20 protein-coding genes are annotated in these 23,292 nt (G+C 54.5%); 6 read left to right on the top strand and 14 right to left on the bottom strand.

Translation table 11 applies throughout. From position 1 onward, the window contains the following. Nucleotides 1–227: 227 nt before the first annotated feature. A complete protein-coding gene (gene lipB / locus ACG74X_RS10290) occupies nt 228–887 on the bottom strand; it encodes a lipoyl(octanoyl) transferase LipB (RefSeq protein ID WP_411234571.1) in 660 nt (219 codons plus the stop codon). Between the two features lie 213 nt (nt 888–1,100). After that, nucleotides 1,101–3,536, bottom strand: coding sequence for a GcvT family protein (locus tag ACG74X_RS10285; RefSeq protein WP_411234569.1), 2,436 nt, complete (start codon nt 3,534–3,536; stop codon nt 1,101–1,103). Nucleotides 3,537–3,639: 103 nt separating this feature from the next. Between ACG74X_RS10285 and ACG74X_RS10280 the strand changes: the two genes are divergently transcribed. The 3 genes from ACG74X_RS10280 (at nt 3,640) to ACG74X_RS10270 (ending at nt 6,528) form a co-directional block, all read left to right on the top strand. Then, entirely contained in the window at nt 3,640–4,566 is a 927-nt protein-coding gene (locus ACG74X_RS10280) for a LysR family transcriptional regulator (protein WP_411234568.1), read from the top strand. Between the two features lie 310 nt (nt 4,567–4,876). After that, nucleotides 4,877–5,296, top strand: coding sequence for a plasmid mobilization relaxosome protein MobC (gene mobC / locus ACG74X_RS10275; RefSeq protein ID WP_411234566.1), 420 nt, complete (start codon nt 4,877–4,879; stop codon nt 5,294–5,296). Continuing rightward, nucleotides 5,293–6,528, top strand: a complete 1,236-nt coding sequence (locus tag ACG74X_RS10270) for a relaxase/mobilization nuclease domain-containing protein (protein WP_411234564.1) — start codon at nt 5,293–5,295, stop codon at nt 6,526–6,528. The genes mobC and ACG74X_RS10270 overlap by 4 nt, the downstream gene beginning before the upstream one ends. Before the next feature lies 1 nt (nt 6,529). On the opposite strand, the gene ACG74X_RS10265 is transcribed toward ACG74X_RS10270, so the two are convergent. From ACG74X_RS10265 to ACG74X_RS10220, 10 genes are all read right to left on the bottom strand, one after another. Continuing rightward, nucleotides 6,530–6,832, bottom strand: a complete 303-nt coding sequence (locus tag ACG74X_RS10265; RefSeq protein WP_411234563.1) for a helix-turn-helix transcriptional regulator — start codon at nt 6,830–6,832, stop codon at nt 6,530–6,532. Then, nucleotides 6,825–7,154 carry a type II toxin-antitoxin system RelE/ParE family toxin gene (locus ACG74X_RS10260; protein ID WP_411234562.1) on the bottom strand — a complete coding sequence of 110 codons (330 nt, stop codon included), beginning with the start codon at nt 7,152–7,154 and terminating at the stop codon, nt 6,825–6,827. The genes ACG74X_RS10265 and ACG74X_RS10260 overlap by 8 nt, the downstream gene beginning before the upstream one ends. 135 nt (nt 7,155–7,289) lie before the next feature. After that, on the bottom strand, nt 7,290–7,565 hold the full coding sequence (locus ACG74X_RS10255) for a hypothetical protein (protein ID WP_411234560.1): 276 nt from the start codon (nt 7,563–7,565) through the stop codon (nt 7,290–7,292). A gap of 17 nt (nt 7,566–7,582) precedes the next feature. Continuing rightward, on the bottom strand, nt 7,583–8,482 hold the full coding sequence (locus ACG74X_RS10250; RefSeq protein WP_411234558.1) for an ArdC family protein: 900 nt from the start codon (nt 8,480–8,482) through the stop codon (nt 7,583–7,585). A gap of 358 nt (nt 8,483–8,840) precedes the next feature. Continuing rightward, on the bottom strand, nt 8,841–10,601 hold the full coding sequence (locus ACG74X_RS10245; protein ID WP_411234556.1) for a retron Ec67 family RNA-directed DNA polymerase/endonuclease: 1,761 nt from the start codon (nt 10,599–10,601) through the stop codon (nt 8,841–8,843). 204 nt (nt 10,602–10,805) lie between these two features. Beyond that, nucleotides 10,806–12,218, bottom strand: coding sequence for an argonaute/piwi family protein (locus ACG74X_RS10240; RefSeq protein WP_411234555.1), 1,413 nt, complete (start codon nt 12,216–12,218; stop codon nt 10,806–10,808). After that, complete coding sequence (locus tag ACG74X_RS10235) at nt 12,215–13,975, bottom strand: SIR2 family protein (protein ID WP_411234553.1); 1,761 nt, start codon at nt 13,973–13,975, stop codon at nt 12,215–12,217. The genes ACG74X_RS10240 and ACG74X_RS10235 overlap by 4 nt, the downstream gene beginning before the upstream one ends. A 7-nt stretch (nt 13,976–13,982) precedes the next feature. Then, on the bottom strand, nt 13,983–16,313 hold the full coding sequence (gene hsdR / locus ACG74X_RS10230) for an EcoAI/FtnUII family type I restriction enzme subunit R (RefSeq protein WP_411234552.1): 2,331 nt from the start codon (nt 16,311–16,313) through the stop codon (nt 13,983–13,985). Between the two features lie 17 nt (nt 16,314–16,330). Continuing rightward, on the bottom strand, nt 16,331–17,548 hold the full coding sequence (locus ACG74X_RS10225) for a restriction endonuclease subunit S (RefSeq protein WP_411234550.1): 1,218 nt from the start codon (nt 17,546–17,548) through the stop codon (nt 16,331–16,333). Further along, complete coding sequence (locus ACG74X_RS10220; RefSeq protein WP_411234548.1) at nt 17,545–18,993, bottom strand: N-6 DNA methylase; 1,449 nt, start codon at nt 18,991–18,993, stop codon at nt 17,545–17,547. The genes ACG74X_RS10225 and ACG74X_RS10220 overlap by 4 nt, the downstream gene beginning before the upstream one ends. Nucleotides 18,994–19,696: 703 nt before the next feature. On the opposite strand from ACG74X_RS10220, the gene ACG74X_RS10215 reads away from it, so the two are divergent. After that, nucleotides 19,697–20,734 carry a hypothetical protein gene (locus ACG74X_RS10215; protein ID WP_411234547.1) on the top strand — a complete coding sequence of 346 codons (1,038 nt, stop codon included), beginning with the start codon at nt 19,697–19,699 and terminating at the stop codon, nt 20,732–20,734. Between the two features lie 4 nt (nt 20,735–20,738). On the opposite strand, the gene ACG74X_RS10210 is transcribed toward ACG74X_RS10215, so the two are convergent. Both ACG74X_RS10210 and ACG74X_RS10205 read right to left on the bottom strand, forming a co-directional pair. Then, nucleotides 20,739–20,942: a hypothetical protein gene (locus tag ACG74X_RS10210; protein ID WP_411234545.1), complete on the bottom strand. Its 204-nt coding sequence runs from the start codon at nt 20,940–20,942 to the stop codon at nt 20,739–20,741. Nucleotides 20,943–20,951: 9 nt separating this feature from the next. Next, nucleotides 20,952–21,530 (bottom strand): hypothetical protein, encoded by a 579-nt coding sequence (locus ACG74X_RS10205; protein ID WP_411234543.1) that lies wholly within the window; start codon nt 21,528–21,530, stop codon nt 20,952–20,954. Nucleotides 21,531–21,722: 192 nt separating this feature from the next. Between ACG74X_RS10205 and ACG74X_RS10200 the strand changes: the two genes are divergently transcribed. Together ACG74X_RS10200 and ACG74X_RS10195 are read left to right on the top strand one after the other, a co-directional pair. Then, nucleotides 21,723–22,349: a tyrosine-type recombinase/integrase gene (locus tag ACG74X_RS10200; RefSeq protein ID WP_411234542.1), complete on the top strand. Its 627-nt coding sequence runs from the start codon at nt 21,723–21,725 to the stop codon at nt 22,347–22,349. Nucleotides 22,350–22,466: 117 nt separating this feature from the next. Continuing rightward, the gene (locus ACG74X_RS10195; protein WP_411234540.1) at nt 22,467–23,243 is read left to right on the top strand and encodes a hypothetical protein; all 777 of its coding nucleotides are present in this window, start codon (nt 22,467–22,469) and stop codon (nt 23,241–23,243) included. Nucleotides 23,244–23,292 lie beyond the last annotated feature (49 nt).

Raw genomic sequence — 23,292 nt, 5'->3', positions numbered from 1 at the left:
TCAGGTTCCCATGGCGTTGTAAAAGGTCGTTGGGCAGGCGGCAACGTATCTATTTGACCTAGATCAAACTTTATTGTCGCAGCTTACATATCGCTTCTGATTGGGTTTCGATCGAAACCTATCAGAAATTTTGAATGTTTATCAAAAAGCTAACCCGCGTTCTTAAGTCAAAACACCCGATTTGCCGCCATCCTACTGGCGGCGGGCCGCGTCGCTGTTGGGATCAGTCAACTGCTGCGCCTGTGCATCACGCTGTCGAAGCTGCGTTTTAAGGCCACGTCCACATTGTCCAACGTCACCGGTATGCCCAGATCAACCAGAGACGTGACACCATACTCAGTGATGCCACAGGGCACGATTCCCTCGAAGTGGCTAAGATCTGGTTCGACATTGATGGATATGCCATGAAAACTGATCCATCTGCGCATGCGTATCCCGATTGCGGCAATCTTGTCTTCGGCAAGCTGGCCGTCAGGCAATCTGGCTTTGTCCGGACGGTCGATCCACACGCCAACCCGGCCCGGACGGATATGCCCGGTCAATCCGAACTCGCCCAGAGTGGCAATAACCCAGTTTTCCAGATCCTGGACAAAACAGCGAACATCATGCCCCCGTTCGCGGACGTTCAGCATCGTATAAACCACCCGCTGGCCAGGGCCGTGATAGGTGTACTGCCCGCCGCGTTTGGTGGCGTAGACAGGAAAGCGGTGCGGGTCTTTCAGATCAGAGGTGTCGGCGCTGGTGCCGGCGGTGTAAAGCGGGGGATGCTCCAACAGCCAGATCAGCTCATCAGCCTGGCCCGCGGCGATCGCATTGACGCGGTCCTCCATCGCGGCCACCGCGGCGTCATAGTCGGTCAGACCGTCAGAAATTTTCCATTCAACCATTCGGGTTCCGGGCCAACGCCCGGCCTTTTGAGATATGAGTCCAGCGGGACATGTGGCTGGCGTCGTTTATAAATGCGGATTGGCGCAGTTGAAATGGCAAGTGACGCGTTTGTTGTGACCAAAACGCGGTCCCATGACAGGGGCGTGTGCCCGTCGCTCGTTCGTGGCGCACGCGCTGATGGTGGGACGCGCGATGCTGACATAATTCAGCAATCAGCTTCGCACCCGTGTGAAATCTGGATCATAGGGCGATGGATCACTGACTTGCGCAGCAACCCGGTCGCCGCAGAGGTCCAGTTCCAGTGTCGAACCCGTGCTTGCCAGATCGGGGTCCACGAAAGCATAGGCAAGGTTCATGCCAACACGGTGGCCGTAATCGCCCGAGGTGATCGTGCCGACCACCTGGTCGTTCTGCATCAGCGAAGCACCGGGATGTGCAGGCGCGTGGCGGGTGTCGATCTTGAGAGTGACCAACCGTTTATTTGGCCCGTTTGCCTGCCGCTTCAGCAGGGCGGCCTTGCCAACGAAGTCTTTTTTATCAAGCTGCACAAATCGGGACAGCCCCGTCTCGAAAGGGTCGAACTCGGTGATCAGGTCGGCTTTCCAGTGTAGAAACCCCTTTTCCATCCGCATGGACTCGATTGCGCGTGCGCCAAAAAGGCACAGCCCATATGCCCGGCCAGCCTCCCGCAGAGCGAGGTAAGCGGCATAAAGCGAGGCGTTGGGCACGTGGATCTCATAGGCCAGTTCGCCTGAAAAGCTGACCCCCATGACCACAGCGGGCGCAAAGCCGATGAAGCCTTCGCGCACCGACCGCCACGGAAAAGCGTCCGCAGACCAGTCGCCGCGCGCGCAATCAGAAAGCACGGCCCGTGCCTTCGGCCCGGCCAGAACAAGGATGGTGTGATCATTCGTCAGGCTGCGTAACTGTACGTCCTCATCCGGGTCAAGATGGGCGGTCAGCCAATCCATATCGTGATATTCCGACGCGGCAGCCGATCCATACCAGACCCGATCCGGCCCGCGATCTGATGCGGGCAGGTTGGCAACGGTTGCCTCGGCCTTGACGCAGCCCTGCGCGTTCAACAGATAGCCCAATCCAACGCGCCCCGCGCGTTTTGAAACAGGTCCGCACATCATACGGTCAAGGAACGCGTGCCGGTCCGTGCCGGTGATCTCAATCCGGTTGAAGCCGTTGACCTCGGCCAGCCCCACATTTGTGGCAAGGGTGTTCACTTCGGCTGCGACACTGTCGAAGGTTTCATCGAAATTGAAGCTGAGGGAGGGCGTAAAGTCTGGTGACGGCTTGATGTAGTCGACACGCTCCCATCCGTTTACCACGGTGAACTCCGCGCCCTCGGCGGCGAATACCGGCGTCAGCGGTGTTGTCTTGGCATTGCGTCCAGCGGGGCGATGTTCATGGGGGAAATGAAACCGGAATTCGTTTTGATAATCCTCTATCGCCTTGAGTGCCGTCATTTCTACCGTGGCGTGGCCGGTGAACCGGCGCGGGTCGATCACCCATGTGTCATAACACGCCTCGCCCTGCACAATCTGCTGCGCCAAAAGCCAGCCATGGCCACCGCCTTCGCCCAGGCCGGCGCGTAACCCGATAATGCAAAAGGCGTTCCGTTTGCCGGGAATGGGTCCGACCAAAGGCGCGCCATCAATCGTGTAGGTGATCGGCCCGTTCACGATCCGCTTGATGCCCACGTCGGCCAGGGCCGGCATGCGTTCAAACGCGCCCTCCAGCACATCCATGACACGGTCCAGATCATCGGGACAAAGGTCATTCGAAAAGCTTGGGCTGATCCCATCCATGCCCCAGCTCCGGCAGTCCTGTTCGTAAAACCCAACCAAAAGACCGCCCTTTTCCTGACGAGAGTAATAGTCTGATATCGGGCAGCGCAGCAGCGGCATACGGTGTCCGGCTGCTGCAATGGCGGGGATGTCTTCGGTGATGAAATATTGATGCTCCATAGATGCCACAGGATGCTGCACCCCCATCATCGCGCCGATCTCGTTCACGCGGTAGCCGCCCGCGTTCACGACGATATCGCAATCAATCGCACCGTGTTGGGTGTGAACCGTCCAGGTGTCGTCCTTGTGCTGGGTCAAGCCTGTCACGGGCGTGTTGCGATACACCTCAGCGCCCGTCTTGCGCGCATGAAAGGCCAGCGCCTGACACAATTGGGCGGGGTCAATATCCCCGTCTTCGCCGTCCCACAGCCCACCAAGCAGGTTGTCGGTTGAAATCAAGGGATGACGACGTGCGCATTCCGCGGCGTCGATGACCTCGTACTCCACGCCCATACCCCGCGCCATGGACGCAAAGTGGCGATAGCCCTGCATCTGTTCTTCGGTATTTGCCAGACGGATACCGCCATCGCCGTGGTGATAGCCCACAGGGTATTCAGGATCGTCGCGCAGCTTTTTGTAAAGCGCGATGGAGTGGGATTTGAGACCAACCATCGTCTGGGTCATGCCAAAATTGGTCACTTGCGCCGCGGAATGCCATGTGGTGCCCGAAGTCAGTTCATCCCGCTCTACCAGCACAACATCGGACCATCCCTCCTGGGTCAGGTGATAGAGGGTCGAACAGCCGGCAATGCCGCCGCCGATGACGACACATTTGGTTCTGGATTTCATAACTGCTTCCCCATGCTTGGCCGTTCATATCTTTGCAAATTTCCAAACCTCTTAAAAATTGTATTAAACGAGGTATAATCTCAGAAATTCCAAGGTATTGCCCATGACACTCTCTTTACGCGCCATGCGCTATGTTCACGCTGCATTGCATCATGGCAGTATCACGGCCGCCGCTGAGGTCATGCATGTGACCCCATCGGCCATTGCCGCTGCTTTGGATCAGGCAGAAACCGCCTTTGGCATGGCGCTGGTGACGCGCGCGCGGGCCAAGGGGGTGTACCCCACATCGGCCGGTCGCGATGTCGGACGGCGCATTGGTGATTTGCTGGAGCGCTACGATACATTACTGACAGATGTATCCGACCTGCACGCAAACCTGTCGGGGAATTTGGCAATCGGATACAACGCGCCGGTTGCACCGGCTTTCCTGCCAGGTCTTGCCGCGCAGATGCTGGCGGCGCATCCCGGCGTGGCATTTACCTTTACCGAAGGTGACAACACTGCAGTCCAGAAAGGCTTAATCGACGGGCAATTCGATGTGATCCTGTTTGTGGAAGAAATCCCAAACCCACAAATTGCGTCGCAACCGCTTCTTGAAGCGCCAACCTATTGTCTTTGTCCCGAAGATCACGCGCTGGCGCAACATGATGCAGTGACGGTGTCGCACATCGTGTCCGAGCCGTTGATCCTTTTAGACCGTCCGGCAGCGCGTGGGTATTATCTGGAACTTCTCGAAAAAGGCGGCGCGGACCTCAGAATCATTGCAACCGCGAATTCGACTGAAATGGTCCGTTCGCTTGTGGCATCAAAGATCGGGATTTCCCTGTTGAACATGAAGCCCCGGGATGTGCCCACATATGCGGGCAGCACCGTTCGGTGCCTCCCAATCACAGACAGCACAAGCGGCGTCACGATCTCGCTTGGTTTCGCACCAGGGCCAAAACGAAGGCTGATCCAGACGTTTGTCGATCATTGCACGGCATTCTGCAACGGACCTTTGGGCGCGGATTTGACGGTATCCCTGACTTGATAGCTTTGAAAAGGAGCCAAATATCCGGGCCGCTTAAAAGGTACAGGCCCGGTCTTTCACTATGGAGCATCGGTATGCTTATGACTGCGACCGTGGGTTTTGAAATCCGCACGTGTCTGCAATTTTTGCGCTTCGGTGGGGATCACATGATGATGTGAAATGGTGCAGCTCAGAAGAACAAACTAGAACCATTTCCGGCCTCTGAACTCCTAAAAGAGCTAGAGGATTGGTCCGAGATCATCAACTCAGAACCAGAGATGTCACAGGTTCTGGAAGCGACTACGGGTGTTGAATTGCCGGGGATGGAGCCATGAGCCACCTCCGGCAAGAATTCTCAGACATCTCGCCAAAATCTGCGCACAAGAAAACGCCGCCGCCCTTCTCCCTGCGCCTCAGCAAAGAAGAACGTGCAACGCTGGAGACGGCGGCGGCGGGCATGCCGCTCGGGCCTTTTATCAAAGCAAAATTATTTGACGGTGATTTGTCGCCGCGCAAAACACGAGGACAGGCACCCGTTAAAGATCATGCCGCCCTTGCACAAGCGCTGGGGTTGCTTGGGAACCTGCGACTAGCGAACAACCTCAACCAGCTTGCCAAAGCTGCCAATATGGGCGCGCTGCCGTTATCGCCAGAAGTCGAAGAGGAACTGATGGCAACTTGCGCCGCTGTTCTGGCTGTCCGCATGGAACTGATGAAGGCGCTTGGGTATGACTGCGAGGATTGTTCGTGATCCTAAAAGCTTCTCAGCGCAGTGGTGGTTTAAAGTTAGCGGCCCACCTTCTGAATGATCGCGACAATGATCACGTTGAGGTTCATGATCTGCGGGGCTTCACGGCAAACGATCTTCACGGCGCGTTTCAGGAAGCAGACGCGATCTCCAAGGGAACGCGCTGCCAGCAATATCTGTTTTCTCTGAGTCTCAGCCCGCCCGAAACTGAGAAGGTCTCAGTGGCTGATTTTGAGAAAGCCATTGACCGGATTGAAGAATGTCTGGGGTTGAGCGATCAGGCGCGGGCAATTGTCCTTCATGAGAAGGATGGACGCCGTCATGCTCATGTGGTTTGGTCGCGCATCGACGTGATGGAAATGAAAGCCATCAAGCTACCGTTCTACAAAACCAGATTAAACGAAGTCTCCAAAGACCTGTTTCTAGAACATGGTTGGCGATTGCCGGAAGGATACCGAGATAAGCGCAACCGTGATCCCAGGAACTTTACCCTTGCAGAATGGCAACAAGCCAAACGCCAAGGCAAAGATGCGCGCGACATTAAACGCACGTTTCAGGAGGCATGGGCGGTCTCAGATACCAAAGAGGCATTTGCCAATGCGCTCGAAGAAAAAGGCTATGTGCTGGCGCGTGGTGATCGGCGCGGCTTTGTCGCTGTCGATGTTCACGGCGAGGTCTTCGCTGTGCCGAAATGGGCGGGGCTCAAAACCAAGCAGGTCAGAGATAAGCTGGGGGATCCCAAAGACCTGCGTTCAGTTGATAAGGCGAAGGTTCATATCGCACAGACCATGCAACCTGTCCTTTCGCGCTGGCAGGAAGAACTGGATGCCAGAAAGCAAAAACTGAAAGAACAACAGGATCAAGCTCGCGCCGAGTTGGTCAAGAGGCAACGCGCTGAGCGCGAGCGTTTGAAGTCAAAGCAAAACGAAAGGCGTATATTTGAAGCCGAGCAAAGACAGGCAAGGTTTCGATCAGGTCTGCAAGGACTTTGGGATCGTGTGCGCGGCGAACATGGCAGGATCAGAAAAGAAAACGAGTTGGAGGCATGGCAGGCTCACGTGCGCGACCAAAAGCAAATGGATAACCTAGTGTTTCGTGATCTCGAAGACAGACGCGCGTTGAAGCGTTCGCAACTAGTAGAGCGCGTTGCCCTGAGCCAGGATCGACAACGGTTCGACGATTTGAGATCACAAGCCGTTCATAGTCCCCGCGATGGTCCAACCTTTGAACGCTAGGTTAGCGTGCAGCGGCTGGCTCAAAGCCGACGCGCAGAGAATATCCCAGAACCCGTGCATAGTTCTCAATCGTCGCAAGGGACGGTGAGTTCGATGCGCTCAGGCTTTCAAGGCGCGAGATATTGCTGCGCTTGGTGCCGAGTCTTTCCGCCATCTCTTCCTGAGTCAGCCCCGCCGCTTTGCGCAGAGCAATCATTTGCCGCTTCATCTCGAAGGCAGACGCCAAGGCGTCATACTCCGCCTTGACCTCGGGGTTTTTCAGCGCTTTGACGCGCATCTCTTTTAAATTTGGTCGCTCAGTCATTGTCCTGAACCTCCTTCATTCTCTTGTTAGCCGTCACCATCTGCCGTTTTGGCAGGGTGTTGGACTTCTTAATCGCCGTCAGCAAGATAACGACCTCCTGTCCCTTCACGGTACAGAACACTGATCTCGATATGCCTTCCTTGCCCTTGGCGCGGATTTCAAACAAACCTTTACCAAGCGGCGCGGTGTGCGGTCGTCCCAGATCAGGACCAAATTCCTCGATCAACTCGGTGATCCGCAGGAAGTTGGCCAAAATACCCGCTGGCAATGCCAGCGTCTCTTTCTCCACCTTCTCGCTATAGAACGTGATCTTCCAACTCATCATTGATGTTATCAAATATGATACCCCGTTGTCAAGATAAGTTGACGAGCGCAGAACTGAGGTCGGCTCACTCATCTGGACGGGACGTTCCTCCTTTCGTGCCCGCATCAAGCAAGCGCGAAAATTTCCTAACCCTCAAAAAAGTGACAACTGCGCGCCGCTCCAGCGGGTGCGCTTTGCTTCATGCTCCAGCCATGAGGTGACAAAAGCGACCGCGCCGCCGTGCGCCTCGACTGTGCCCGAGGGCATGAAGTGAGAGCGATATCCGGTTTCAGTCACGGGCAGCGGATGCCGTCCCTCGGTTCTGAGTTCGATATGATCAGTCATGCCGAATTTTTCCGGTGTAAAGGTGATCTCGAGCCCAATGCTGCGCCACGTGATATTGTGCGTTTCCATGTCTTTGCCTTCCAAGGCGAAGAAGTCGCCGCTTACGCGGCAACCCCTTCTTTTTGATGGTTGGATTGGAACGCGTGCAGATAGTCTGCTGCGCGCTGCGCATGCGCGGCGGCGCAGAAGATCGCGCGCTTGTCATCTTTCAGAACCTTCAGCCAGCTCTGGATATAGGCCGCATGATCAAGGCCAGCCTCAGGCGTCAAACCCAGATCAGCACACAGGAAAGCCGCGCCAAGCTCGGCAACAAGTTCTTCCTTGGCATAACCTTCATCACCCCATTTCTTGCGTCCGAATTCACGATCAAGCCGCGTCTTGTGCTTTGTCCAGTGGGTCAGCTCATGGGCAAGCGTGGCATAGTAGCTTTCCGGCGAGCGGAAGGATTCAAAGACCGGCATCTGCACATGATCACTGCCGCCGCTATAGTATGCAGAATTACCACCATGACGGATGACAGCGCCGGTTGCGGCAAAGAATGCCTCAGCTTCTTCGTTGCGCTGTACATCATCAATGACCGGTTCGGGCTTTGCATAAAACTGTTCCGGCAACCCCTCGATCTGCTCGACATTGAACACGGTGTAGCCCTTCATGAACGGGATTTTCCGTTCTTCCGTCTCGCCGTTATCCTTCTCTTCAGATTTGGTGATGGTGTTGGCATAGAACACTAGATTGCCTTTCTCGCCTTTGCGCACATTTGCGCCCAGTTCTTTCGCCTGTTTGAAGGTCATCCAGTGGGATGAGATAAACCCCTGTTCAATCGAGGCCGCCCAGAGCATCAGAACATTGATCCCGCTATAAGCGATCCCGTTATGCCGTAGTGGCTTGATGATCCGCCCGTCCATGTTGCCGTTGTTCCACGGCTTCAGCCATGTCAGGTCGCCTTGCTCTAAATCGGCGATAATCTTGTCTGTGACCTTTTGATAAATATCTGTTTTCATTTTACTTTCCCTTCATTGGTTAGTTGGTTGCGCATGCAACCGAACTAGGCTTGCGCCAATGAGCAGGGGGATGGCTGTCAAGACCCAAGCGGCGGGAGGGGGATCACCCGCCCTGCACAAATGACGAAGGAATGCGGAAGGACGGGGATACGCGCCGCGCGCGCCCAAAAGGGCGTTCAGGTCTTGATGGCCGGGGGCTGCAAACCCCACTTCAATAGAAAGAAAAATGTCAGCCTTTTAAAAGCTGACTATGTCCCGCGCAAGGGATGGAAGCCGGATGGCTTAGACTACAGGCTCGGTTCACGACAGCCCGGCCCCGCCATGGCGGGGTGCGCCTGTCCAAGGAATGTTAAGGGGACTAAGGAGCCGCCGCTGCGCCAGGCGCTGCCGCTGCCGGAACCGCTGTTGCTGTCAACAGAGCCGCATAATGCTTCACAACATCTTCAAGTCTAGTAAGCAGCTCCTCAAAACCTGAAAAGTCCACCGTTCCCGCATTCGCCCGTACAACCGCTTCGGCAAAGATAACTTTTCCGTACTCGGTGTGGTCTCCATGCTCCTTCTTTGGGTTGAAGCTTTTTCCCTTAAGAATAGTTTTCAACAGTGTGGGATCAAATAGGGACTCGATATCCTTATCGGCTGGCGGCGCTCCTTCCGGCACTTTCACCAGATAGAGGTTGAGCCCTAAGTGATAAAAGGGTTCGGTCGTAGTTGTTGATACCGTTTTGCCAATCTTGGATTTCGCGTTTTTGATCACGGATTTTAGCCCATCATCATTGTCGCACAGGATAATTACCGGATGCGCCATGGGCTTGTGCTTATATCGCTTAAGGACGTTTTCGTACTGTGAAATCAGTGCTCCTTGCCCGGCAGCGCCATGTCCGAGATTCAAGAGGTCTCGCGAAGTGCCCGACGATTTTAGGAAGTGCAGAAGCCTGATAACCTTGCCATTCTCCTCCTTTGCCAGCAGGGGAAACTTCTTAACCAAAGCCCTGATCGCACATTGCAGATAGGTGATGTCCGAGACGCCCTCTGTCACGATTAGCGGCGCAGCAGGAGCGGCAAAATATTTGTAGAACAGGAATTTTCGGTACAATTCCTCCGGAGCGCGCGGCGGGTGAAAATCTCCTGCGGCCTTGGCGAGCTTGTTGATCTTTGGATGACGATCACGCCGCGCCTTGACGAAATGGATGTGCGAAAGCGTGCCTTCCAGCGGGCCTAGCTTATCAGTGGCATCTGCCGGATCATCGCCGGGGCGGAAATAATATCCCGTCTGAAAAAGAGAATTACACATCGCCCGCGCTGCGCGGTAGTAATCCTGATTGATATTGGCCTTGGCGTTTACCACCAGTCCTGTGACGGTCTGGCGAGACTGGCGCAATGACATGCGCGTTTTGTCGGGATTGATGAAGAAACCTGTCTTTTCAATTGCCTTCCCAAGCTTGGTGCCGACTTCCCAGTCTGCGCCATGCAGGTTCACAGCAATCTCGGTGGGGAAAAGCGTTTCATTGGTCGAGAAGGTCAGATCATCCGCATAGCGCGTGTAAGTGCAGCGGGCATCTCGGGCAAGCGCGAGCAGCCGCGAGTCCAGAATATTTCCGATCAGGTTTGATATCACCGGGGAACACGGGCTGCCCTGTGGCAAGGCATTATCGTGGCAGGCAATCTGGGCGATGATCGTGGCGACCTTGAGCTCCAATGAAAACATTTTGTCATGAATGAAGAAGCCGCGCACGCGCCCGAAGTTTATGGTGCCAAAGAAATCCGCCAGGTCAAGATTGAAGACGAAGCGCCGCCGCCTGTGCACCTCAGCATTGGAGATGATGGTGCGGCCCTGATGGAAGCCGTGGGAGGCAAACCAGAACCGCGCGTTCTCCTGCTTTCGCTCGCGCACACAGGCATAGAGCAATTCCGCAAGGCGGGTTTGCAGCAAGGCAAGCTGAGGCTCGGGGGCGTGAATGGTGCGGACGCCGCCTGATTTCTTGGGGATTTCGAAGGAGCGGTACTTCTTGGCCGCGTCCATCTTGTAGAGGATGTAGCTAACGCCCTTCGGGGTGAAGCCAAGTAGCTTGGCAAGGTCGGAGAGGCTTTGCGCCTTCTGTAATTTTTCTAACGAGCTCAAATGTCTATACTCTGGGTTGGGTGCTTACGGGCACTCTTAAGCGAGCGTCGGCGATACACCGGAAAACCGGAAATACCGCAAGGGAACCTGAAGGTAAGCAGCCTGCCTACCGTTGTTGTCATTTGCCGCGATGCGCAGCAGGAAGTCTGCCCGTAAGCGTCTGAGAGTATGACCGATTTACCCACTTCGGGCAAGCCCGTGCTTCTACATGAAGCACCGAAAATCATAGATGCGGTCGACCATCTTAGGGTTCTGCTGGAGGATGTCAGCGAAGGCCTTGGAATAGACCAGTGTGACCGGGAGCTTCTTGTAGAGGGTATTGTTGTTCCAGTCCATCTTTGTCAGGCCGAGTATGCCCGCACAGGTATCGTGCCAACCGCCTTCGCCTGAGAAGCGGCGGATAAGTAAGGGCGACGGCGTCGGCTTGAGTCTACCTTCTTTATAGACGTTGTAACGAGCGCTCTGGACGTGAACTCCCTGAACGCTGCCTTGCGTCCACAAGAGGGCTTCATTTCCGCTCAGGGGAAGATATGTCCCACGCTGAATGGGATAATTATACGGCGAGGGCGGCGACCCTTCGCCGAAGCGGACGCCCTTCCAATCCACCCCCTTTACAATTTGGATTAGCTCGATTTCCGTCCCTGATCGAAAACTGTCGAAGGCTCCCAAAATTTCTTCGTCGGTAAAGGGTGAATTTTTATGTATCGTTACTTTCTTTGGCGCTGCGCCAAGGTGCCCGTGCTGATAAATCTCAAGACTTCGCGTAAGGACCGACTGCATCTCATAATATGTGAGATACGGATTTTTGTTGGCGTCTTCGGTGAAGTCCTTGGTGTCATAGGCGACAAATTTGAAACCCGTCCCGTCCGGATCAAACACCTGGCTACAACACGTGCTGTAATGTGTTCCTGCCTTCTTATCGGTCTTCATCGCGTAGCTTATGCCGATAAATGCTTCATCTGGGGCCAGACCTGTAAGCTTCCATGGAATGCCTCCTGCTTTGGCGTAGATCGCAACACTGAGACCCCACATGACATTTGCCCGGCATCTACGGTTAAAGCTTGTCTGCCGGACTATTTGTATTGGGATATCCGATGGGGCGCAGAATGCTTTAAGATAGTCATGAAAGTTGAAATTCTCCCCCTCAAAGCATGCTGCCCAGTCGTCAGGCAGCAAAACGAGGGCAACATCGAAGTTACTGCGCAGGGATGATAATTTTGATATGCAGCGAAAAAGCCCTTGCGCCAACTCCAGCTTCGCCCGCTTCTTCGCAAATTCGTCCAGCTCTTGAGGGAATTTAAGGACCAGGCTTTCATCAAGCTTCGCAATGGGCGCCCGGAATAATTGCTCAAACCCCGGGTACTCCGGATAGTAGTTTTTTGCTTCAACAGGGCTCGCTTTCGATTGAAGCTCGCCGATCAGGCGGTGCAGCTTGCCAAGCTCCTGCTCGGGAGCAACAAGCGCAAAACGAACCGAGGGCAGCGTTCCGAATTTGAGCCCGTAAGGTCCATGAGCCAGCAGTCCCATGAGAGGATGCACATGGGTGCGGCCTCCGTCAAAAATCAGCTCGGGCTCGGGAAGGCAGGTATATCCAGCCAGTTCACTATCATCGCTCATGGAAGCCTCCTTGAAAACGCCGTGCGGCTTCCGATAGTGAAAGTCGGGTTCTCGCTTTCGGTCCCGCTTGCAAAGGAGCTTACGTCAATCTCGGCGGCCCGTTCATTCGTTCCGAGAGCTATCTCGATCCAGGCATTAAGAAGAGCGTTGTATCTGTCATTAAAGCGGTCGGCTTTTCGTTTATCGAGGAAATCTGTGGCATCCCGTCGAGCCCTCGGCGGCCATATCCAGATGTCGGGATCGATTGTCAGCCAGTTCCGGCTTTCCCTTACTTCAAGCGAAATGCGGGCAGCTTCCGACCAGTATACCCTGTCTTGCTCCAGATGTTTTTCCGTTGGCTGGGTGAAAAGCCCAGGGATCACGCCCGACGTTTTTCCAACAATGCTCTGAAGCGGGGCCACGGCTCCTGCGTCCTCGCTGTGCCTGTCGATGATTAGCCATGAGCCGGAGCGATTTGTTCGGGCGAGTAGCGGTTTGCCGCGGGCCAAAGCCTTCGAAAGAGCATCGGCGATAAACCCCCTAAGATGTAGGGTGTCCGAACCGCAAAGATCATCTGGCAGAGGGGTGTCATCTATCGATGTGAGAACGGAGCCAAAGTGATCGTTAATATTCCGCTGCTTTCCCCAAGCCCAAATCTCGGCTGCTTTGGTGATGACAAGGCCTCCCTCGGTATCATGCTGGGCTTTGCGTAGCCTGGTCCAATCCACGGGATTGCTAAAGTTCAGACGGAGGCAGTTCGATGGGAGCTTTTTAATCGGAAGCGCATTGAAACGTAGCAGAGGTGGTTGCGTACCTGCTTTTACCATTGGAATACTGACATCGGACGTTTCGGATTTCCGGACCCTTCGGTCAAGCTCTGGGGGTTTCCCCTCCACATTTCTCCATATGCGTGAAAGCAACGAGTCGAACGTCTCGATAGGCACATACCCCGCCGTTACGCCCTTCGCCTTTGCTTCGTCGAGTAGTTCCCGCACAGGCTCAATCGGCTGGCTTCCTTTCATGCCCGTCCAGAACAGGCCGTGCGGGAAAGGGTTCGCGGAATCAAGTGCGTTTCTAAAAAGCCCTATGACGCTCTGATCTCGCCCGCTGTATCCGGTAACCACAAAGCCAAACCGATTGGCAGCATTGACCATGCATTGGGAGAGTTGCGCATTCTGCGCCGCCAGGTCCTGCGGAATATTCTTAATGCTATCGTATCGGAAGTCCCCGTGAAGCTTGCAATAGAGCGGATATTCTTCGTTGTTTAGCGCATCATTGGCTGATTTCGCGCCCTCAATATGGAAGGCGGCGAGCGATTTACCGGCAACTTCAGCAACAGCCTTCTCAATAACGCTGTCAAAATTTGTGGTGAAAGCCGCCCGCGTCAAACCGGACGCAAGCATGGCTCCTAGAACGCGATGCCCAACGGATAAAGAGACATTATCCTCGGATAGTTTTGCGGCAATGTACTTGCGCTGTCTTTCTCTATCGTCACCGAATATCTTCTGGAAACATACGGGATATTCTTCACCGTCCCACAGTTTTGGAAACCCTTTCGACTCAACAAATGCCTGTATCTTTGCTCTGATCGCCTCAACCTGCATCTCCTGACGCGAAATCTCTTGGTTTTCCTCACGGCAATAGAATTGCCTCTTCATGTCCCAAAGGAGATCAGTCGCGGTTTGTAGCCCGGCAGAACGCGATGCGCCAGCGCCCAAAAACCATGCGAAATTTTGGGGGCGGAAGCACACTACTGCTGTGAGTTCGGTTTGATCCATGCTTGCTCTAACCTGAATAAAGCGTTGCTTGCATGGCGCGGAAGGCGTCCTTGACTGCCGCGAGGCCACCGAGGTTTGCTTTACTTTCGTTGACGCTACCATAGCGCGCCGTCAGGAATGCTCCGAGCTTATTGGTTGCCAGCTCCGCTTCGCCGCGCGCTTCGTAGGCCCCAAGGATTGCGAGCAAGAGGTCTTTCATTTCCCCATCAGCGTCCTTCATCCCGTCAGAGCGAACGTGGTCGGCCCTTTCGTGCCGCGTTTTAGGAGGATTGGTGAACATGATATAGCTCAACACATCGAAGAGATCGCTATCAGCGGCATCAACCAGTCTACGGATATCGTTCAGACGGTCTTGGTCATAACCTCGATCTGACAGTTGATTGAGGAAGCGCTGACGGTTGTCCGGGTCGCTCCAAACAGCTCGAAGCTGGTCCTCATCCGTAACAATCCCTTGAAGATCGCCGAACAGGCGCTCCAAGAATTCTGCCGCAGAAATCGGTTTTCCTTCGGGGCTCCAATAGGTTGTAGAGGCGATGTATTTGATCTTGCGCACGCTGCCGTCTGAGAGCGTCACCACGATCTTCTCGCGCGGTGGTTCTTCCGTGCCTCCACCTCCGTTGGGTTCTCCCTGTTCGCCTGGTCCCGGTTCAGGTCCTGCGGGTGGTGTGCGTGGTTCGCGCGGCGGCTCGGGGGCAAGCGGTTCGCCATCCCATTCGGGGTCGTTGAAGTTTTCGTGCGCTTTGACGAAATCCCAGATGGTGAAAAAGTCCTTGCCCTCATAGGTGCGCGTGCCGCGACCAATGATTTGTTTGAATTCAATCATGGAACGGATCGGGCGCATTAGGACGATATGCCTGACGTTCCTTGCATCGACGCCGGTGGATAATTTCTGCGAAGTCGTCAGCACGGTCGGGATCGTTTTGTCGTTGTCCTGGAAGTCGCGAAGGTGCTGCTCACCGACCGCACCATCATCGGCAGTGACACGATGGCAGTAGTTCGGGTTGGTCCCATTCTTCACCTGATTGATCAGGTCTCGAATCAGTGCTGCATGTTCTTGCGTGGCGCAAAACACCAAGGTCTTTTGGCGTTGGTCTATCTGAGACATAAATTCCTGAACGCGGCTTAGCTCGCGCTCAGGAATGATGATACGTGTGTTGAAATCGCCTTCTGTGAAGGTTTCACCTATTTCAACTTCGCCCGCAGCCAGATCATCGGTGCCATCATAGACATATTCGTCGATGGTGCTGGCCATTTGACGCACTTTAAAAGGAGTCAGGAACCCGTCTTCAATCCCGTCGCGCAGGGCGTAGGTGTAAACAGGCTCGCCGAAATAGGCGTAGGTGTCGGCGTTGTGCTTGCGCTTTGGCGTGGCTGTAAGGCCAAGCTGAGCGGCCGGCTCGAAGTATTCGAGCAAACGTCGCCATTCGCTTTCATCCTTTGCGCCGCCTCGGTGGCATTCGTCAATCACGATGAAGTCGAAGAAATCCGGTGGGTACTGTGTGTAAACGGGTTCCCCTTCGCCTGTCATGAAGGTCTGGAAAATCGTGAAGAACAGGCTGGCGTTCTTCGGTGGCTTGCCACGGTTCTTGCGGATCGTGTCGGGGTCGATCCGCGTGACTGCATCATTTGGGAAGGCTGAAAAGGCGTTGTAGGCCTGATCAGCAAGGATATTGCGGTCAGCGAGAAACAGGATGCGTGGGCGGCGTGTGGGCTCGCCCGATAGGTTCCACTTAGCCTGGAACAGCTTCCACGCGATCTGGAAAGCGATGGAGGTCTTGCCTGTACCCGTGGCGAGCGTCAGGAGGATACGACGGTCGCCCTTGGCCAAGGTCTCAAGCGCCGCATTCACCGCCTTGTGCTGGTAGTAACGCAGCTCCCACTTGCCGCCATCTGTCTCGAAATCTACGGCACCAAAGCGCTCGCGCCATTCGTTATGATCGGCAAAGGTGCGGTCCCAAAGCTCATCGGGCGTTGGGAAGGGCAAGTCCATGTCGCCCTCGGCCCCGTTGGCCATGTCAATCTGATACCAGTTCAAACCGTTTGAGGCGTAGGCGTAGCGTGAGCCAAGACGGGTGGCGTAGTCCTTCGCCTGACCGACGCCGTTGCGGTGGCTGATGCCTGCGCGCTTAGCTTCCAGCACAGCAAGCTTCTGACCCTTGTGGATCAGCACGTAATCGGCAGAGAGCCCCTTGCCGCGCGTGCCGCCCGACTGGATGCGCCCAGGGCAGATGACCTCACGGCGAACCTTCGAGCCGTTCTTTCCCCAACCCGCCGCCGCAAGGACGGGGTCTATGCGCTCGGCGCGGGTATCGGCTTCGGTTTCGTCGTGAATGCTCATCTTATCTATCGCTCAAGTCATGTTAATTCGCCTGCGAAGGCTTTCTGCAAAAGGGATTGTCGGAGGTCGTCGAGGTCTTGGAGCTTCGATTGATAATCTTTCTCTAGGGTCTCTGTTTTCAGCCGAAGTGCATCGACCTCCTGCACCACTTCTTCCTGCATATCGACAGGAGGCACAGGAACCTTCAGCTCTCTAAAAAAAGTCAAGCTGAGGTTGGCTCTGGCCATATTGACTTCGCCCGCGTGCAGTTGAGCTTTGAAGTAAGGAGAATTGAGCAGGTACGACAAAAAGTAGTTGTTCAGCCGCTTTGAATCGCAGCGGATCAAACAAACAGCCTGATTAATATTAGCCACATCATCAAGTTCGAAGACAGCAGTCCTACCAATAGAAGCGCCCACAATGTTAGTCAGCACATCGCCTTTGGCCAAAATAGACTTCCGGTCCTTTTCGTTAAACGCCTTTTCAACGTACTTTGTCTTGGCGAGATCGATCTCATTTTTTCCTACGTTCTCGCTAGTGACGAACAAAACCCCTGGTTCATCTACGTATGAAATACCTTGCCATTTAGGAGATGATCCCTTCGTGATTTTTTCGGCCATCTCGCTCAGTTCAAGTGTCGGGTGCTCTATGCGCAGGTTTTCGAAAAGCTCAAAGACCGCTCGATCAAACAACTCCCGCGCGTTTTGGAGGTTGGCTTCGGCGTGGCCGCGGGCGCGTGCCAGACCCTCGAAGGCCTCGTCCAGAACCGCAACAATCCGCTGTTGTTCTTCGAGCGGCGGGAGGGGTATGGGCATTCCCTTGAGAGTCTTCACAGAAGCGACGTTCTTAATAGCCACCCCCATGGTGGTTGAACTCAACTGATCTTGGAAACCGGGACTTTCCATCCATAACATTAAGAAATCGGGATATATTTTTCCAAGTGGTGAAATTTTCAGTAATGCTTGGTTGATAATTCCAACAGGGGCCGATTCGGGTACCTTCGCGACTTTCCCCATTGTTCCAGAACAGCTCATGATAATGTCGCCTGGGTTGACAGAAAATCGGGCCATTTCTTCAAATTTGGCTTGATCCACAAAATATCGAAAATCTTCAAACTGATCCCTGATTGCGTGTTGCTGTTCATAGACGGCATAACCTGAGGGCTTAAAGATTGCCTTCTTCAAGCTTCCACCAAAGGGTCCGCGCACAAGTGCGCAAAGGTCACCCATAGATGCCTCTTCCCACCCCGCCTTCACAGCATCCCCCGGATATTCTCCAGAATGTCCGCCGTCTCGGCATCCCGCGCCAACATGTCGGCGATGATCACTTCGGGGCTGCGCAGCGCCTCGGCCTCGGGCGCGTTCGGGTTCTTGACCGACAGGTCACAGGTGTCCTCGTCAAGATCGGCGCGATTGACGATCCAGCTTTTCGGCCCGTTGGGGCGGGTGCGTTGCAGCTCCACAAACTCGGTCAAATCGTCGTCGTTTAGCGGGTTTGTCTTTCCCATGCTGCGCCCCGGATCAAGCTGGTAAAACCAGATGTCCCGCGTCGGTGCGCCCTTTTCAAAGAACAGCACCACGGTCTTGACGCCCGCGCCCTGGAAGGTGCCTTGCGGGCAATCGAGGATGGTATGTAGCTCCGCCGCCTCCAATAATTCCTTGCGCAGCGCGACGGAGGCGTTGTCGGTGTTGCTGAGGAAGGTGTTCTTGATCACCACAGCGGCGCGCCCGCCTGCCTTCAGCTTGCGGATGAAGTGTTGCAGGAACAAGTAGGCCGTCTCGCCCGTGCGGATCGGGAAGTTCTGCTGCACCTCGCGCCGCTCGCCGCCGCCGAAGGGTGGATTGGCGAGGATGATGTCGTGGCGGTCCTTCTCCTGAATATCCATCACGTTCTCATTGAGCGTGTTGGAGTGGATCAAGTTCGGCGCTTCGATGCCGTGCAGGACCATGTTCATGATCCCGATGACGTATGCGAGGCCCTTCTTTTCCTGTCCGTAGAAGGTCTTGGTTTGCAGGGTCTCGTATTCGGAGGCCGACAGCTTGTCGGTGCGCAGATAGTCATAGGCTTCGCAGAGGAAGCCTGCGGAACCGACAGCGCCGTCATAGATCGTCTCGCCGATCTTGGGGTCGGTGACCTTGATCATGGCGCGGATTAGCGGGCGCGGTGTGTAGTATTCGCCCCCGTTGCGGCCCGCATTGCCCATGCGGCGGATGCGGGATTCGTAAAGCTGCGAAAGTTCGTGCCGTTCGGCTTGGGTGTTGAAGGACAGGCCATCCACGGTTTCCAGCACGTCGCGCAGGATGTAGCCGGAGCGGAATTTGTTGCGCAGTTCGGTGAAGACCTCGCCGATCTTGTATTGGATTGTTTGCGGGCTGGTCGCGGATTGGCGGAAGGATGCGAGATACGGGAATAGCTCCTGATCGACGAACTTGATCAGGTCATCGCCGATGCGGGCAACGTTGTGGTCAAACTCGCCATCCTTTTTCGGAGCGGCCCATGTGTCCCAACGGTATTCGCCATCAATGATTGGGGTGTAGTCTTCACCATCGAGCTCAGCGCGATCACTGCGCTCTGTTTCGAGGTCGTGCAGATATTTGAGAAACAGCACCCATGAGGTCTGTTCGACGTAATCCAGCTCGTTGGCGATGCCTTCTTCCGCGCGAAGGTCTCTTTCGATTTTGTTAAATGCGTTCTCGTACAAAGTGTATCCTGCCCGGAAATTGTTGTGATTTTTGCAAGTCTAGCAGGCACATCTTGCACGTGCATCAGCAAAACCTTCGATTTCAAAGTTATCCACAGGGCAGCTTTTGAAGTATATCTTCAAGGCGCTTTCCAGCCAGCGAAAGGGTGGTCGGGGCTCCAAGGGGCGGACAGCCCCGTGGTCGATGGGATGGTTCCAAATAAGGGCAGCGCGACAGCTCCCTTCCTTGGTCTCGATGATGTCGTCTCCATGAAGTGGTCTGGGGTCTTGGGGGCAGGAACGCCGCCCAAGTCGATGGGGTGCAGGGGAGAGCGAAGTCTCCTTGCGAGTGGGTTTCAAGGGGCGGCGATACGCCCTTTGATCCATGGTTCGGTGCAGGTGGAGAGGGACGTCTCCAAGCCCTGTGAGTGGCTGACCGGCGATACGGTCTGCTGGCTCTGTAATGGGTTCAATGCCCAGGAAGAGCCACGGCCGGGGGGATGCAACGGGGGCGCGCAGCGGGTCCCCTTGCCAAGAGGCCCCTGTACTACAGGGGACATCTTGCGGTCGTCGCTAACCTGCAAATTCACGCAGAGCCATGATCTGAACGCTTGGGTCAGCCATGGTGTAGATCGGTGCAACACTTCAGTCAAAGACGCGACCATTCTTTCGAAACATATCCGAGGCGTGCTAGTTTGGTGCTTGTTATTTGAGGGGCATTGCTGTGAAGAGAGAAAAGCTAAAGGCATTTATCAAGATCGTAATCGAGCGGGTTATTCTGAGATCGGTCTACTCGAAGTTTGCGAGCGGTCTTGTGATCCTGGGGGTCGGTCTGCTTGTCCCGGACTTTCGCGAGTTCATCATCAACCGCTTGATCGAACTCCTGAACTGGATTTTCACTGCGGCAACTATCCCTCCATACGAGACAGAAGACAGTATTTGGCCTATCATCGTCGCGTTGGGTTTGATCACCGTAGGGACTGTGATCTTCATTATCGGTTGGCGGATAGACGAAAAGAGGAAGAAAGAGCAGGACAGAATTGATGCGCAACCTGTCATTGATGTCAGTGCAGAGCCGAGTTGGGTTTATCTGGTTTCAGGCGACAAGAATGAGGACAATCCGCTTATCTCCACCAGCGTCCATATTTCAATTGGGGCGGGTTCAAAACCTCTCAAACTTAAGAAGGTAGAGTTCTTCCGATACGTGGATGGTTGTCCGATGTTGATGTCCACACCGACATTGCAGAGGCCCGCGACAGACGAGACAATCGAATTCAATGGTCAATGGAACGGGCCGCTGGAACCATACATAGTCCCTGCAAACGAAGAAGTGACACTTTTTCTAAAGCGTGAGTTTCGCGGACCAACCATGCGCTATCGCTTCGACCAGATGGAGCGCGGTGATCTGGAGATCAACCTTGCTTTTAGTCTTGGCAACAGCGGAGACGTCAAGGACAAGACCTTTTTCTTCCGTCAGGACAAGGGCAGCCTGACGCCAACGGATGGTGTTTCCAAGCCGCACCTTTTGAATGATGACGTTCTTGAGGAGGCCCTTCAAGACGGTGTGATCTCTCAAGACGAAAATGATCGCATCCAGACTGTCAGCGAACGTAGGCGGCATCTCTATATCAGGGACGGACATGATTTTCTGTCCGGTTATCCTGAGCTACGTGCCCAGCCAAAACTTCTGGAACTCATAAGGGACGCGCATAAGCGTGTTTGCGACGCGCGTGATGCGAAGGCAATGAGTGCCAACGGCTAAAACATCATAGCTCGCGCTTCTTTCCGGTGGCTGTCATGTGGACCGAAAGCACGTGACGGGCTCTGTCCATCTTCTCCAGCAATATCTCATTCCGCTCCGCATTGCTGCATCCGGTCATCTTCTGGAAGCCGTTCATGAAGCTGCGTTGCCCCATCGCATGACGGGACAAACGGTCAAGCTGACGTGTCCATTCAGACGGCGATGACATGTACTCCGTTTACTCCGTGTTCCACTGCTTCGTCACAATGTGGCACGCATAGGCAAGACAGGCGAGGCTGAGGGCAAAAAGCAACCACATTAAAAGCGTGACCATCCAATAAATCATGCTGGCAGGTGCGCCATTTTCTAGCGTTAAGGCGAAGCGCAATGCGTAGAGGGCAATTCCGCCCCATAGACCACCCCACCAGAGGCTGAGGACAGTGTCATTGGCCTTGTCGCCCATCAAAGCCTTTAAGATCGCAAAAGGGCGATAGAACAGAAACGGGGGAAGCAGATGATGAAGGATCGCGGTGCCGGGTGTCGGCAATTCATCTGCGTGGCGTTGCCGTAGCATGTTCGTCATCCAGCTTAGGTAGTGACCAATGACCACCAGTGCGAAGAGGAACGGCCCCAGTTGGGTGATCTTTGAGGGCGCGGTGTAGTAGAGCACAAATGCATCAAACATTTCAGGCGCTAGGACGGCCTGAGCTGCATCCCATGCCCGTACCAGGATCAGGACAATCAGCAGGCACGCTGTATAGACAATTCCTTCGCCGTCCACGAAGCGAAAGGATTTTGCAGGTAGGTTCTCGGTCATGATCACGCCCTCCAGATCAACTTCTATCCAGAAGTTGGGCTATTCCCCGAAGACCGCATCAGAGCTTGATTTGAAGGCTGGTTATGCCCCGACTAAGTGACTGGGAAGCCATTGACCAGTCAGTGAATACTCCCGTATGTTAAGTTTTGGATAAAAGTTGACTTCTGAGTAAGCGGCTGGTTCTGCTGAGCTATGCCGTTGAAAAGACTCCGCAATCCGAACCATCCGAAGAAGGGCAGCACCACGAAGGTTGAGCCTATTCGGGACCTTGAAGCGATTGCGGCGATTAAATCAGCCCTTTCCTCAAAACCGCGTGACCTGTGCCTGTTTACGCTGGGGATCAACACGGCCTACCGGGCGAATGAGCTCCTCTCCATCAAAGTGGGACAGATCGCCCACCTTGAGGCCGGAGACAGTCTCAGCCTGATGCAGTCCAAGACAGGGCAGTATCGGCGCATTATGCTGAACGGGGTCGCCGTCATTGCAATCCAGGGTTGGCTGAAGGCCCATCCGAAACCAGAGCCCGACTGCCCGCTCTTTATCTCTCAGAGAACGCGCAAGGCCCTCACGGTCTCGCCGTTCATCAACATGGTCAAAAGTTGGTGCCAGCACGAAGGTCTTCAAGGCAACTACGGCTCTCACACCTTGCGCAAGACATGGGGCTATCATCAGCTACGCGGCAACACCAAGACCCCGCCGCATCTTGTCCTACCGCTCCTGATGGAAGCCTATGGACATGCCACCCAGCAACAGACGCTGGAATATCTCTGCATCCAGTCAGATGAGGTTGCCTCCCTGTTCATGCAGGTCGAACTCTGATATAGAGGGCCCGACGTGCAATTAGCGAAGGCGGCACAAGCGGGTGGCCGATAAGTCCGAATGATTTTTTCCCTTAAGCGTGACAGGCTGACTGATCTGGATTGGTCCACAGTCCGCATGGATCATAAAGCTGAGGATAGTGAGCGCTATCTCATTGCAAAAGATGCGTTTTTGTCTCGCTACACTAGTCAAAGACTTGCGAAGAAGCTGCTAAAGGATTTGATGAACACGCCGCACCTACCACTTTGCTTACGGCACGGAGACGGTCGTGCACATGTAATTGAAAGGTTTCGTGGGTATCTTCAGGCACAAGAGGAAACACGCAACCTTGATCGCAGCTTTGGAAGCGTTGAATCGATCATTATTCCCCTTCTGAATCATGGCCGAATTACCAGCTTTGCCAAAATAGACCGGTACTGGGGCCGAATATCTGATGCTGACCTCACTCACGTCTTTGACAGCTTCGACTGGCTTGCCCGTTTGCTGCCGCAGGCCGATGAATGGACGGTCCGAGAAGTCTGCTTCCGCAGCGATGTTGTGTCAGGGCGAGATGATCACTTTTTCGCTCTTGAAGAGGTTTGCGATCTCAGTGTTTTTTATGATAGGGTCTTGCATAACTATAAAATAATAAAAGAAAAAATATTGAACGAGGATTTTGACCAGGCAAGAGAAGAACACGGTGAACGGCAGCGGCGCTTCTCCGCAAAGACCGGTGAGGGCTCTAAGTTCAAAGAAGTCAAAGTGCGCTTGAATCCCGAACTAGTAGACGTGCTCAACGATACGGTTGGTGACGGCAATCGCACTGCCTGGATCGAAGATGCTATCGTGCAAAAGCTACATAGCCTTGGGGTCGATTATGAACTGCCTGAGCAGCCTCCGATTCCCAAGCGTTAATACTCATTGCATAAAGGGCCCTATGTGCTATGTTACTGGTGAGCATCAG

The sequence above is a fragment of the Marivita sp. S0852 genome (genome assembly GCF_046591575.1).
Taxonomy (GTDB): Bacteria; Pseudomonadota; Alphaproteobacteria; order Rhodobacterales; family Rhodobacteraceae; genus Marivita.
This window is presented reverse-complemented; position numbering and strand designations above follow the sequence as displayed.

What these genes read in the sequence shown, in the direction of transcription:
- lipB (WP_411234571.1), bottom strand. Translation starts at nt 887, where the DNA reads ATGGTTGAATGGAAAATTTCTGACGGTCTGACCGACTATGACGCCGCG.
- ACG74X_RS10285 (WP_411234569.1), bottom strand. Translation starts at nt 3,536, where the DNA reads ATGAAATCCAGAACCAAATGTGTCGTCATCGGCGGCGGCATTGCCGGC.
- ACG74X_RS10280 (WP_411234568.1), top strand. Translation starts at nt 3,640, where the DNA reads ATGACACTCTCTTTACGCGCCATGCGCTATGTTCACGCTGCATTGCAT.
- mobC (WP_411234566.1), top strand. Translation starts at nt 4,877, where the DNA reads ATGAGCCACCTCCGGCAAGAATTCTCAGACATCTCGCCAAAATCTGCG.
- ACG74X_RS10265 (WP_411234563.1), bottom strand. Translation starts at nt 6,832, where the DNA reads ATGACTGAGCGACCAAATTTAAAAGAGATGCGCGTCAAAGCGCTGAAA.
- ACG74X_RS10260 (WP_411234562.1), bottom strand. Translation starts at nt 7,154, where the DNA reads ATGAGTTGGAAGATCACGTTCTATAGCGAGAAGGTGGAGAAAGAGACG.
- ACG74X_RS10250 (WP_411234558.1), bottom strand. Translation starts at nt 8,482, where the DNA reads ATGAAAACAGATATTTATCAAAAGGTCACAGACAAGATTATCGCCGAT.
- ACG74X_RS10240 (WP_411234555.1), bottom strand. Translation starts at nt 12,218, where the DNA reads ATGAGCGATGATAGTGAACTGGCTGGATATACCTGCCTTCCCGAGCCC.
- ACG74X_RS10235 (WP_411234553.1), bottom strand. Translation starts at nt 13,975, where the DNA reads ATGGATCAAACCGAACTCACAGCAGTAGTGTGCTTCCGCCCCCAAAAT.
- hsdR (WP_411234552.1), bottom strand. Translation starts at nt 16,313, where the DNA reads ATGAGCATTCACGACGAAACCGAAGCCGATACCCGCGCCGAGCGCATA.
- ACG74X_RS10210 (WP_411234545.1), bottom strand. Translation starts at nt 20,942, where the DNA reads ATGTCATCGCCGTCTGAATGGACACGTCAGCTTGACCGTTTGTCCCGT.
- ACG74X_RS10205 (WP_411234543.1), bottom strand. Translation starts at nt 21,530, where the DNA reads ATGACCGAGAACCTACCTGCAAAATCCTTTCGCTTCGTGGACGGCGAA.
- ACG74X_RS10200 (WP_411234542.1), top strand. Translation starts at nt 21,723, where the DNA reads ATGCCGTTGAAAAGACTCCGCAATCCGAACCATCCGAAGAAGGGCAGC.
- ACG74X_RS10195 (WP_411234540.1), top strand. Translation starts at nt 22,467, where the DNA reads ATGGATCATAAAGCTGAGGATAGTGAGCGCTATCTCATTGCAAAAGAT.